General features: G+C 57.3%; 13 protein-coding genes. 7 read left to right on the top strand and 6 right to left on the bottom strand.

The features are described 5' to 3' along the window. The 3 genes from ACR0I1_RS17285 to parC all read right to left on the bottom strand — a co-directional run. Positions 1 to 91: GTP-binding protein (locus ACR0I1_RS17285; protein ID WP_036223564.1), on the bottom strand; the 91-nt coding region annotated here is incomplete at its 3' end. A gap of 116 nt (positions 92 to 207) precedes the next feature. Next, entirely contained in the window at positions 208 to 798 is a 591-nt protein-coding gene (locus tag ACR0I1_RS17280; RefSeq protein ID WP_170392584.1) for a hypothetical protein, read from the bottom strand. Positions 799 to 895: 97 nt separating this feature from the next. Next, complete coding sequence (parC, locus tag ACR0I1_RS17275) at positions 896 to 3244, bottom strand: DNA topoisomerase IV subunit A (protein WP_480707396.1); 2349 nt, start codon at positions 3242 to 3244, stop codon at positions 896 to 898. A 200-nt stretch (positions 3245 to 3444) separates the two neighbouring features. Between parC and ACR0I1_RS17270 the strand changes: the two genes are divergently transcribed. The 6 genes from ACR0I1_RS17270 (at position 3445) to ACR0I1_RS17245 (ending at position 7712) form a co-directional block, all read left to right on the top strand. After that, a complete protein-coding gene (locus tag ACR0I1_RS17270) occupies positions 3445 to 4086 on the top strand; it encodes an SH3 domain-containing protein (RefSeq protein WP_480454364.1) in 642 nt (213 codons plus the stop codon). 69 nt (positions 4087 to 4155) lie between these two features. Beyond that, complete coding sequence (locus ACR0I1_RS17265; RefSeq protein ID WP_170392586.1) at positions 4156 to 4983, top strand: SDR family NAD(P)-dependent oxidoreductase; 828 nt, start codon at positions 4156 to 4158, stop codon at positions 4981 to 4983. 79 nt (positions 4984 to 5062) lie between these two features. Next, positions 5063 to 5263, top strand: coding sequence for a twin transmembrane helix small protein (locus tag ACR0I1_RS17260; RefSeq protein WP_170392587.1), 201 nt, complete (start codon positions 5063 to 5065; stop codon positions 5261 to 5263). 3 nt (positions 5264 to 5266) lie between these two features. After that, the gene (locus ACR0I1_RS17255; RefSeq protein WP_170736993.1) at positions 5267 to 5839 is read left to right on the top strand and encodes a cob(I)yrinic acid a,c-diamide adenosyltransferase; all 573 of its coding nucleotides are present in this window, start codon (positions 5267 to 5269) and stop codon (positions 5837 to 5839) included. 185 nt (positions 5840 to 6024) lie between these two features. Beyond that, positions 6025 to 6783: an electron transfer flavoprotein subunit beta/FixA family protein gene (locus tag ACR0I1_RS17250; protein WP_170392589.1), complete on the top strand. Its 759-nt coding sequence runs from the start codon at positions 6025 to 6027 to the stop codon at positions 6781 to 6783. Then, positions 6783 to 7712 (top strand): electron transfer flavoprotein subunit alpha/FixB family protein, encoded by a 930-nt coding sequence (locus ACR0I1_RS17245; RefSeq protein WP_170402252.1) that lies wholly within the window; start codon positions 6783 to 6785, stop codon positions 7710 to 7712. Before ACR0I1_RS17250 ends, ACR0I1_RS17245 begins: the two co-directional genes overlap by 1 nt. 63 nt (positions 7713 to 7775) lie before the next feature. Here ACR0I1_RS17245 and ACR0I1_RS17240 read toward each other — a convergent pair whose 3' ends face one another. After that, positions 7776 to 8594: a DUF6473 family protein gene (locus ACR0I1_RS17240; protein ID WP_480707395.1), complete on the bottom strand. Its 819-nt coding sequence runs from the start codon at positions 8592 to 8594 to the stop codon at positions 7776 to 7778. 163 nt (positions 8595 to 8757) lie between these two features. Here ACR0I1_RS17240 and ACR0I1_RS17235 point away from each other — a divergent pair, with 163 nt between their 5' ends. After that, positions 8758 to 9633 (top strand): 3-hydroxybutyryl-CoA dehydrogenase, encoded by an 876-nt coding sequence (locus ACR0I1_RS17235; RefSeq protein ID WP_480707394.1) that lies wholly within the window; start codon positions 8758 to 8760, stop codon positions 9631 to 9633. Positions 9634 to 9712: 79 nt separating this feature from the next. On the opposite strand, the gene ACR0I1_RS17230 is transcribed toward ACR0I1_RS17235, so the two are convergent. Continuing rightward, positions 9713 to 10612 (bottom strand): lysophospholipid acyltransferase family protein, encoded by a 900-nt coding sequence (locus ACR0I1_RS17230; RefSeq protein ID WP_170392592.1) that lies wholly within the window; start codon positions 10610 to 10612, stop codon positions 9713 to 9715. A 34-nt stretch (positions 10613 to 10646) separates the two neighbouring features. After that, positions 10647 to 10916, bottom strand: a complete 270-nt coding sequence (locus ACR0I1_RS17225; protein ID WP_170392593.1) for an HPr family phosphocarrier protein — start codon at positions 10914 to 10916, stop codon at positions 10647 to 10649. Positions 10917 to 10922: the final 6 nt, after the last annotated feature.

Below are 10922 nucleotides of genomic sequence, written 5' to 3'. Positions count from 1 at the left end.
CTGCGGTCAGCGTGGTCTTGCCGTGGTCAACGTGGCCAATCGTGCCGATGTTGACGTGCGGCTTATTACGCTCAAACTTTTCCTTTGCCATTCCTCAGGCGCCCTTTTTGCAATTTGGGGGACCCTTGGTCCCGTGGTTACATCTGCGCGCGCGAGATATTTGGTTCAGGGGGGAAAATCAAGCACATCCTGAGGGAAATGCATCCATCACGCCGGATTTTGTGTGACAGCTTCGGTTTCAAGCGGCTGGATCAAGCTGGGGCGCTTGTCAAACCAGCCATCATCCTTGTGCTCTTCGGCCAGCCACTCCTCAACCCGGTCGGCAACCTTCAAGGCCAGACCGTTCATCTGTTCTTCTCGGGTGCGCGCATTTCCTGACCCAGTAAGGGCGCTTTCACCGGTGGTATCTTCGAGCACCTGAAACTGCTTGCCTTTAGCAAGGAACTCTTTCTTTTCGACGTCATAGACGTTTACCAGAACGATGGCGGTGCTTTTGGGGTTGTAAATCACAGGAATTCCCGGAGGTGCCAACATGTAGCCCTCGAGACTGATGCCAATGTCGTATTCCTGCGAACCTTCATACCGGCCAAGCCTGATGTCCACTGCATTCTGGATCGCTTTGGTCCATTCATCCGGCGTGGCATCCCGCGAAACCGGTCCCTGAACGGCCTTTTCCGCAAAGGCATAATTCACGCGTAGCTTGAATTCACCCAGCGACTCGGGGTCTTCATAAACCTGCGTTTGGGTGCATGCGCCCATCAGGGCCAGTCCGGTGATCAGGGTCAGAATGCGCAACATGTCTCTCGTCTCGATAGGCCTGTTTTTCTTGGATGTAGCGCACCGATACGGGTTGTGCCAAGCCGTATCGGCAGAAATTCACCAAACGGGTAATGGATCACGAGAACTTGTAGTCCCGCGGGAAGCCATATGGCGCCTTCTTTCCGACCCCTGCGCGCTTGGCCAGCCACTGGGACATATCGGCCTCGTGCCGGGTTTTGTCGCCGCCCATGGACCATTTCAGGCCTTCTTCCCAGTTGAAGGTCGTCACGTCCGACAAACCGCCATCCAGCTCCAGCGTTCCCTGACGTCCACGAGCCATGTTGTACTTCTGCAGACGCACACCCTTGCCACGGGTCATCTCGGGCAATTCCTCGGTCGGGAACACAAGGAATTTCCCGTTCTGCGACACCACAGCCACGTGATCGCCAGCAACCGGCTTGCAGATCATCGCGGTTTCGTCGCCTTTGACGTTTAGCACCTGCTTGCCGTTTCGGGTCTGGGCCAGAACGTCATCCTCGGGCACCATAAAGCCGTTGCCCGCATCCGAGGCCACCAGCAATTTGCGTCCCGGCTTGTGGATCAGGATATCAATGATTTGCGCTTCGTTCGGCAGATCGACCATCAAACGCAGGGGTTCGCCCATGCCGCGCCCGCCGGGCAGGTTGGCGGCGCTGACGGTATAGAATCGGCCATTTGAAGCGAAGACCAGCAGACGGTCCGTCGTTTCCGCATGGAAGATGAAACGCGGGCCATCGCCGTCCTTGAACTTCAACTCGCGCTTCAGATCGATATGCCCGGTCATGGCGCGAATCCAGCCCATCTGAGAGCAGACGACCGTGATCGGTTCCTTGTCGATCATCGCCTCGAGCGGGACTTCCTCGACCTGCCCAGCCTCGGCAAATTGCGTCCGGCGCGCACCGCCTTCGTAGTCTTTGCCAAAGGTCTTCTTGGTTTCTTTGAGTTGTTCGGCAATCTTGGCCCATTGCAGGGCGGGATCGGCCAGCAGGTCTTCGAGATTGGCGCGTTCCAGCATCAACTCATCGCGTTCGCGGACCAGCTCCATCTCTTCCAGACGTCGCAAGCTGCGCAGGCGCATGTTGAGGATGGCGTCAACCTGAACCTCAGACAATTCGCCCTCACCCGGTTTGGGCGAGACATAGTCGGACTCATCCGTGGCGCGGACGTGATCGATGCCCCAATCTTCGCGCATCAGCGCAGCTTTGGGGTCGTCGTCGTAGCGGATGATGTCGATCACGCGGTCTAGGTTCAGGAAGGCGACGATAAAGCCTTCCAGCACCTCCAAACGGTGATCGATCTTGGCCATGCGATGGCGCGAGCGGCGCAACAGCACCTCTTGCCGGTGGTCGAGGAAGGCGCGCAGCACCTCCTTCATCGAACAGACCTTGGGCGTCACGCCGTCGATCAGCACGTTCATGTTCAGGCTGAAGCGTACCTCAAGGTCCGAGTTGCGGTAGAGCATCCCCATCAGCACCTCGGGGTCCACATTCTTGGAGCGCGGCTCAAGGATCAGACGGATGTCATCGGCGGATTCGTCACGGACGTCTGCGAGGATCGGGATTTTCTTGGTCTGGATTAGCTCGGCGATCTTTTCGATCAGCTTGGATTTCTGAACCTGATAGGGAATCTCGGTGACGATGATCTGCCACTGGCCACGCCCCAGATCTTCAACCTCGTATTTACAGCGCAGCCGGAAGGATCCACGCCCGGTGCGGTAGGCCTGAGCGATATTTTCGGGCGGCTCGACAATGACGCCGCCGGTCGGAAAATCCGGGCCGGGAACGTAATTCAATAGCGTGTCGTCACGCGCATCCGGCGTCTTGATCAGATGCAGACAAGCGTCGCACAGCTCGGAAATATTATGCGGCGGGATATTCGTCGCCATGCCCACCGCGATACCGCTGGCGCCATTGGCCAGTAGATTCGGGAACTGTGCGGGCAACACGACCGGTTCGGTCAGTGTGCCGTCATAGTTGTCGCGGAAATCGACAGCGTCTTCGTTCAACCCTTCCAACAGGGCTTCGGCAACGATGGTCATCCGCGCCTCGGTGTATCGAGAGGCCGCCGGATTATCGCCGTCGATATTGCCAAAATTCCCCTGCCCGTCGACCAGTGGATATCGGACGTTGAAGTCCTGTGCCAAGCGCGCCATTGCGTCGTAAATCGCCGCGTCGCCATGAGGGTGATAGTTACCCATCACGTCGCCAGAGATTTTCGCTGACTTACGGAAACCGCCCGTCGCACTGAGTCGCAACTCGCGCATCGCGTAGAGGATTCGCCGGTGAACCGGCTTCAATCCATCGCGCGCATCTGGCAAAGCGCGGTGCATGATGGTGGAAAGCGCGTAGGTCAGGTAGCGCTCGCCAATTGCGCGGCGCAGCGGCTCGGCTACCTCGCCCCCATTGTCAGGGGTCTCCATATTGGGGTCGTCGATCGTATCGTTCATACATGATGTGATACGACGCAAGCGCGCGCGGGTAAAGCAATCGGCGCATATTTTGCTGGGGACAAGTCGGGCTTTTTGCAACAGGGGGAGGCAAGTATCGGATTTCCCCCGCTTTTCGACTCGAAGCTGAATCTATGGTAGGCTTTCGAACATTAAGACTGCTGCCTTTTATTGATGTTACGATTGCCAGGGGGTGCGCCATGAAGCGTGTTATTGTTATCACTTTCGCCATGCTCGGCTGGAGCTTCTATGTGATGAGCGGGGGCCCGGATTTCGAACCGCGCGGCACCCGCACCGAGCAACCGGTTCGCGTTGCCTCTGTGCCAGAACATGAGCCTGCATCCGACCACGCACCTCGGGCCAAAGACGACCACGCACCTCGGGCTGAAGACCTTGTGACCAACGTTGCCGCGCGCATTGTACAGGCGCGCGCTCAGCCCGAGCCACAAGTAGAGGAGGATGCCGCGGTCGTCCTGTCACAAGTCACCAACGATCCGCTGTCTCAGTTCTCTGCATTTGACGAGAACGGCGTCAGCTTTACTCTGGCTTCGCTTGAAGACGGAGCCGCCGGACTGTTGCAGGTCGAGGCCGAGGTGCAGGATGACATCACACCTGTGAATCAGGTCATCGAGCCAGAGAAAGATATCCGCGAAATCTCGGGCACGCGGGTCAATATGCGCGATGGGCCCGGAACGATTTACCCCATCATCGCCAAAGCCAAACTTGGCCAGCGCGTTGAGGTTCTCAGCGATTCCGGCACCGGCTGGCTGCGGTTGCGGTTATACCCTGATCAGCGGGTGGGTTGGATTTCTGCCTCACTGGTTCGGAAACCAACAAACTGACGCAACTGTGTCATTGTCCTGACCTAAAGCTCGCCATAGCTATGGGCGAAATACACAGGCGGGGGCAATATGCAGAAATCGATTCTGATCACAGGCTGCTCATCCGGGATCGGTCTGGACGCGGCGCACGGGATGCGCGCGCGCGGTTGGCGCGTTTTTGCCTCATGCCGTCAACAGCGTGACTGTGATCGGCTACGGGCACAGGGTTTCGACAGCCCGCTGATCGACTATACCGATTCCGATAGCATTACCTCAGGCCTGCAGCAGGTTTTGGACGCGACCGGTGGCACGCTGGATGCGTTGTTCAACAATGGCGCTCACGGACTTCCCGGCGCGGTTGAAGATGTCCCAATCGAAGGGCTTCGCCTAATTTTCGAGACCAACGTATTTGGCTGGCACGAACTGACCCGGCAGGTGATTCCCGTGATGCGGGCTCAGGGCCATGGGCGCATCGTGCAGAACTCATCAGTGTTGGGACTGGTCGCGTTCCCCTGGCGCGGGGCATACGTCGCCACCAAATACGCCATCGAAGGCCTGACCGATACCTTGCGCCTAGAGCTACGAGACACCGACATCAAGGTCATCCTGATCGAACCAGGCCCGGTCACCTCGAAGATCCGTGTGAACGCGATCCCTGTCTTCGAACGCTTTATTGACTGGAAAAGCTCGGCCCTGCGACAGAGATACGAGGATACGCTGCTGAAACGCCTCTACGAATCCTCCGGACCTGACAAGTTCGAACTGCCTGCCTCGGCTGTTACCGCCAAATTGGCGCATGCGGTTGAATCCAAGCGCCCACGTCCGCGATACTATGTGACGACGCCCACCTATATCGCCGGATATCTGCGCCGTATTCTGCCCACCCGGGCCATTGATCGCATCCTCTCGGACATATGAGGCGAAATTACCTGTTCGCTTTTGCCGCTATCAACGCTAGATGACGGCTCAACAACTGAACAAACACGGACGGTGAGCTATGGACCTGACGATGGTCATACTGCTTCTGGCCATGGCGGCGGTCGTCGTCGTGCTGGTGATGGGCATTGCCAATTTTGGAAAACCCGGCAAAGAAGCCGCGCTGAAAAGCAACAAGCTGATGCGCCTGCGGATCCTGTTTCAGTTCATTGCGGTGCTGCTGATCGTACTTTACGTCTATCTGCGTGGGCAGGGAGGGTAAGGCATGGTCGTTCTCAACAAGATTTACACGCGCACCGGCGATGATGGGAAAACCGCTCTGGGCAATGGTGAGCGCGTTGCCAAATATTCCGGGCGTGTCGCGGCCTATGGCACTGTGGATGAGCTGAATTCCTTTGTCGGCGTGGCACGGACCGAAGCAGTCGGAGAAGTCGAAGCCGCCTTGTCCCGTATCCAGAATGACCTGTTTGATCTGGGTGCCGATTTCTGCCGCCCCGACATGGATAAGGATGCCGAGGCCGACTACCCGCCCCTGCGTATCGTTTCCGCTCAGATCGACCGGCTTGAAGCCGAGATCGACGCGATGAATGAAGCGCTCCAGCCCTTGCGCAGTTTCATCCTACCCGGTGGCTCACGTTTGGCCGCGCATCTGCATGTGTGCAGAACAGTTTCGCGCCGGGCCGAGCGGTTGGCGGTTGAGCTGACAAACATGGAACCGGTCAATGAGGTGGCTGTCAAATACCTCAACCGCCTGAGCGATTGGTTCTTTGTCGCCGCGCGCTGTGCCAACAACGGCGGGCACGATGATGTGCTCTGGATTCCCGGCGCAAACCGGTGATCGCGCCTGCCGTCGGGAAACTAAATTTCGTTTCTGGTCCAAAAAATGACAAAACGCGACGTCTCGAAACCATGACGTGACGATTTTGCTCTGTCGCAGAACATCACGACCCGCTATCTAAGCCAGCGAGAGCATTGGTGGAGTCGCTGCGCGGCTTGCCGTTTTTGTAAGGAGCATACGCAAAAATGAAGGTACTCGTGCCTGTCAAGCGCGTGATTGACTACAACGTGAAAGTTCGTGTGAAAGCGGATGGCAGCGGCGTTGATCTCGCCAATGTAAAAATGTCGATGAACCCGTTCGACGAAATTGCCGTGGAAGAGGCGATCCGCCTGAAAGAGGCGGGCAAGGCCGATGAGGTTGTTGCCGTTTCGATCGGTGTGAAACAGTCGCAGGAAACCCTGCGGACCGCACTGGCCATGGGCGCCGACCGTGCCATTCTGGTTGTCGCGGCGGATGACGTGCATCAGGACATCGAACCGCTTGCCGTTGCCAAGATCCTCGCCAAAGTTGTCGAAGAAGAGCAGCCGGGCATCGTTCTGGCGGGCAAGCAGGCGATCGACAATGACATGAACGCCACCGGTCAGATGCTGTCAGCCCTGCTGGGCTGGAGCCAAGGCACTTTCGCGTCCGAACTGGACATCGAAGGCGACACTGCCAAGATCACCCGTGAGGTTGACGGCGGTCTGCAGACCATCTCCGTCAAAATGCCAACCATCGTGACCGTCGACCTGCGCCTGAACGAGCCGCGCTATGCGTCGCTGCCGAACATCATGAAAGCGAAGAAAAAGCCGCTGGATGAGAAAACCGCCGCCGACTATGGCGTCGACGTCACTCCGCGTCTGGAAGTCGTCAAGACCGAAGAGCCGCCGGCACGTGCTGCTGGTATCATCGTGGGCTCGGTTGATGAGCTGGTCGAGAAACTCAAAGAAGCGGGGGCTGTATAATGGCTGTTCTTCTTCTCGCAGAGGTTAACAATGGTGAGCTGTCGGTTGACGCCACCGCCAAGACCGTAGCGGCTGTCAAATCGCTGGGCGACATCACCGTTCTGGCCGCAGGTGGTTCTGCCGCTGCTGCTGGTGAGGCCGCTGCCAAGATCGATGGCGTATCCAAGGTTCTGGTGGCCGAAGACGCCTCGCTGGGTCATCGCCTGGCGGAATCGACCGCAGCCCTGATCGTGGGGCTGGCCGATGGGTACGAGCATATCGTTGCCCCTGCCACCACCGACGCCAAGAACGTGATGCCGCGCGTTGCAGCTCTGCTGGACGTGATGGTGATTTCGGATGCATCCGGCGTGGTCGATGCCACGACCTTCGAGCGTCCGATCTATGCGGGTAACGCGATCCAGACCGTGAAATCGAACGACGCCAAGAAAGTCGTGACCATCCGGACCGCCAGCTTCGATGCGGCGGGCGAAGGTGGTTCGGCGGCGGTCGAGACCATCTCGGTCGGCGAAAACCCCGGCCTGTCGTCGTGGGTCGAGGACAAGGTTGCTGAAAGCGACCGTCCTGAACTAACTTCGGCTGGTGTTGTTGTTTCGGGTGGCCGTGGTGTTGGCTCGGAAGACGACTTCAAACTGATCGAAGGCCTGGCCGATAAGCTGGGAGCCGCCGTTGGTGCCTCACGCGCCGCAGTTGACTCGGGCTACGCCCCGAACGACTGGCAGGTGGGTCAGACCGGTAAGGTTGTTGCCCCTGACCTGTACGTTGCAGTCGGCATCTCGGGTGCGATCCAGCACCTGGCGGGCATGAAGGACTCCAAGGTCATCGTTGCGATCAACAAGGACGAAGAAGCGCCTATCTTCCAGGTCGCAGACTTCGGTCTGGTCGCAGACCTGTTCCAGGCCGTACCGGAACTCACCGAAAAACTCGGCTGATTTCAGACAAAGATTTTTCGACGAAAAATCTTAGAAGGCCCGCCACCGGCGGGCCTTTGCTGTTTATGCGCCCAGGTCGTTGATCACTTGTGCAAGTGAGCCAGCGATATTGCGATGTGTGGCTGGGCCGATCATATGCTCGGCAATCGGTTGTTGCAGGGTGCCAAACAACATGTCTTCAAGCTCATCGGATACGCCGGATACCTGAACCTGCAAGGACAAAATACCCGTACAATGGGGTCTCAAAGGCTCAATCATCTCGGGGTTGATTGCAAAGCCGTCACCCGGTGTCGAATCCAAATCGCTTCTCTCCACTTGCAGATGCAAAAGCAGGACGGGCGGGCCTACTTCTGCAAGAAACTTGCCGAGCTTTTCGATCCAGACATTGCGCAGCTCTTGTTCCACAAGTTCAATACGGGCATCCGAGCGTGCCGACAGGCGGTTCAGCAAGTGCTGTACAAAATGGACATCCGTAAAATCTTCTTCGGGATACAGCGCAACCAGATCGGCATTCGGCGCAACGAAACGGTCATTGCGTCGTGGGTGCACCCGGTAGAATCGGTTCGATAGCCCCAGCATGCCGGGTAACTGCAGGACGCATATATCAGACCGGTTTGCGATCTCCAGTAGCCCTTTGTCCTGCGTCAACGCCTCGGCACCGCAGAACAGGCTGCCCAGATTGAGGCAGCGGCGATCCAAACGACGTTCCAACTCATTGGGAAAGGGGGTTTCTACGAAACGGCCAAAAGTCTCTTCGCCCCCCAAACATGCAACATAGGGGTTGTTCAACGCCCTTTGGGGGCCCCTGAAACGTAGTTTCGAATTTTCATATTCGCACGTTGTTTCCGCGGAATGGACCGCATTGATCGATTGATAGCTCATCACACTCACCCAAATATTCACCCAACCGCCATTTTGCCGCCGCAAGTCTTGAGAAAGTCCTAATGCGCGCATTTGAAGCGAAATTGACTGTCCCCGTCCCCTTGCCGCCCATAGGGAACTGCCGATAATGTCGCCATATTCTGCGAACAAGGGCATCGAACAAATGGACGTAAAATCAGTCGGAGTGATCGGCGCTGGACAGATGGGCAACGGGATTGCTCATGTTTTGGCGTTGGCAGAGTATGATGTTCTACTGAACGATGTCAGCCAGGACGCGCTAAACAGCGCTATGGCAACCATTGAAACCAACCTGGCGCGTCAAGCGTCGCGCGGCAAAATCTCGGATGATGCAGTGAAATCCGCGTTGGGTCGGATCACGACGACGCTGAATCTGCCGGATTTGGGGCAGACCGATCTTGTAATCGAAGCCGCGACCGAGCGGGAAACGGTGAAACAGGCAATCTTTGAAGACCTGTTGCCGCACCTACAGCCACATACGATCCTGACATCGAACACTTCGTCGATCTCAATTACCCGGCTGGCCAGCCGCACCGACCGGCCCGAACGTTTCATGGGATTCCACTTCATGAACCCGGTCCCTGTGATGCAGCTCGTCGAGTTGATCCGGGGCATCGCCACCGATGAAGCAACCTTTAACTCCTGTAAAGCCGTAGTGGACCGGCTTGGCAAAACCTCAGCCAGCGCCGAAGATTTTCCGGCCTTTATCGTGAATCGCATTCTGATGCCCATGATCAATGAGGCGGTTTACACATTGTATGAAGGTGTCGGGAATGTGCAGTCCATTGACCAATCGATGAAACTGGGCGCAAACCACCCTATGGGCCCATTGGAACTAGCGGATTTCATCGGCTTGGATACCTGTTTGGCGATCATGAACGTGTTACATGACGGACTGGCAGACACCAAGTATCGTCCCTGCCCGCTGTTGACGAAATATGTCGAAGCCGGATGGCTGGGACGCAAAACCGAACGCGGGTTTTATGATTATCGAGGCGAGGTTCCGGTACCCACACGGTAGAATCTGAGAGGGCCAGCCCTCTCTTGAGCCTATGGCTCAATTCACTCCCGAGATATTTTTGGCCAGATGAAGGGGCGGATCAGGATTTGAGCGTCTTGCCCAGCGCCATGGTGTGATCACGGAGCCATGCCATGAAACCGCGGGGGTCGCGTTCCAGCAGGTCCATGTCTTTGTCCGAAATCGGGTCACCGATCACCGGCGACTGGGGCCTGTTGCAGGATCGGACGATTTCGTGCAGCAGTAGGCCCTGGCGCAGGATAGGCGATATCCGGTTGGCAATTTGATACCAGCGCGAGTTGCTGCCAGGGAAGAAGATCGGCACGACCTTGGCACCCGACCTACGGATCATCTTCGCGGTGAAGACATTCCACTCCCGCTCGATGGCTGGTCCGAACCAATCATCCGAAGACATCACAACACCTGACGGGAATAACGCGACAACACCCCCATCTGCCAGATGCTTCATCGTCTTGCTGCGCATCTCAAGCATCTTGGCCTGCGCTTCAGGATCATGTGGGAACGGCACCGGGATCATGAATGAGGTCGCAGCTTCATCCAACCCGGTCAGGACTGAGCGGGTCAGGATGCGATAGTCACTGCGGACCCGGCCGATGAGTTCAGCGAAGATCATGCCATCAACCATGCCGTGCGGATGGTTCGCGACGACCACTACGGGGCCTTCTTTTGGAATGCGGGCGATCTGTTCGGCTGGGGTTGTCAGCTCGATACCCATGGTCTTGAGCGCGCCGCCCCAGAACTTCTGACCTCGATAGCGTTCGTTCTGCTTCTCGAACTTGTTGACCATGCGCAAGATGGTCAGCTTGCCTGTGCACCATTCGATGGCGCGAATGGCCGTAGACGTCCAGGCATCGTCAAACGAGTTGGCGTAGGTCAGGGTTCTGCGGTCGTAGATTTCACCCTGATCGGTGTCGTGATCCACTACAGGACCTGTCTTGGTATCGTGCGTGGTTTCCGCCAATTGCCTTGTCTTTCCGTCCTTGGTGTCGTGGCTGTCAGAACCCTTCGCCGAACTTATCGTTCACCAATGTTTCCAAAGCCTCTGCCAACGCCTCAGCATCCGGGCCGGACGTCTCGACGTCAATAGTGCTTCCGCGCGACGCTGCCAACATCAAAAGGCCCATGATACTGTCGCCCGAGGCAGAAAGCCCGTCTCGTGACACCTCGGCGCGCGCATCAAAGCCCTCGACCACCTCGACCAGCTTGGCAGAAGCGCGGGCGTGAAGGCCCTTTTCATTGATAATTTTCAAACTCTTGGTCGTCATATGAAT

The sequence above is a fragment of the Ruegeria sp. B11 genome (genome assembly GCF_056539785.1).
The sequence above is the reverse complement of the archived record's forward strand: the minus strand, read 5'-3'. Positions and strand labels throughout refer to the sequence as shown.

Excerpts from the sequence above, each read along its gene's own strand:
- ACR0I1_RS17235 (WP_480707394.1), top strand. The coding sequence starts at position 8,758 with ATGGACGTAAAATCAGTCGGAGTGATCGGCGCTGGACAGATGGGCAAC.
- ACR0I1_RS17265 (WP_170392586.1), top strand. The coding sequence starts at position 4,156 with ATGCAGAAATCGATTCTGATCACAGGCTGCTCATCCGGGATCGGTCTG.
- ACR0I1_RS17255 (WP_170736993.1), top strand. The coding sequence starts at position 5,267 with ATGGTCGTTCTCAACAAGATTTACACGCGCACCGGCGATGATGGGAAA.
- ACR0I1_RS17250 (WP_170392589.1), top strand. The coding sequence starts at position 6,025 with ATGAAGGTACTCGTGCCTGTCAAGCGCGTGATTGACTACAACGTGAAA.
- ACR0I1_RS17270 (WP_480454364.1), top strand. The coding sequence starts at position 3,445 with ATGAAGCGTGTTATTGTTATCACTTTCGCCATGCTCGGCTGGAGCTTC.
- ACR0I1_RS17240 (WP_480707395.1), bottom strand. The coding sequence starts at position 8,594 with ATGAGCTATCAATCGATCAATGCGGTCCATTCCGCGGAAACAACGTGC.
- ACR0I1_RS17225 (WP_170392593.1), bottom strand. The coding sequence starts at position 10,916 with ATGACGACCAAGAGTTTGAAAATTATCAATGAAAAGGGCCTTCACGCC.
- ACR0I1_RS17280 (WP_170392584.1), bottom strand. The coding sequence starts at position 798 with ATGTTGCGCATTCTGACCCTGATCACCGGACTGGCCCTGATGGGCGCA.
- ACR0I1_RS17245 (WP_170402252.1), top strand. The coding sequence starts at position 6,783 with ATGGCTGTTCTTCTTCTCGCAGAGGTTAACAATGGTGAGCTGTCGGTT.
- ACR0I1_RS17260 (WP_170392587.1), top strand. The coding sequence starts at position 5,063 with ATGGACCTGACGATGGTCATACTGCTTCTGGCCATGGCGGCGGTCGTC.
- parC (WP_480707396.1), bottom strand. The coding sequence starts at position 3,244 with ATGAACGATACGATCGACGACCCCAATATGGAGACCCCTGACAATGGG.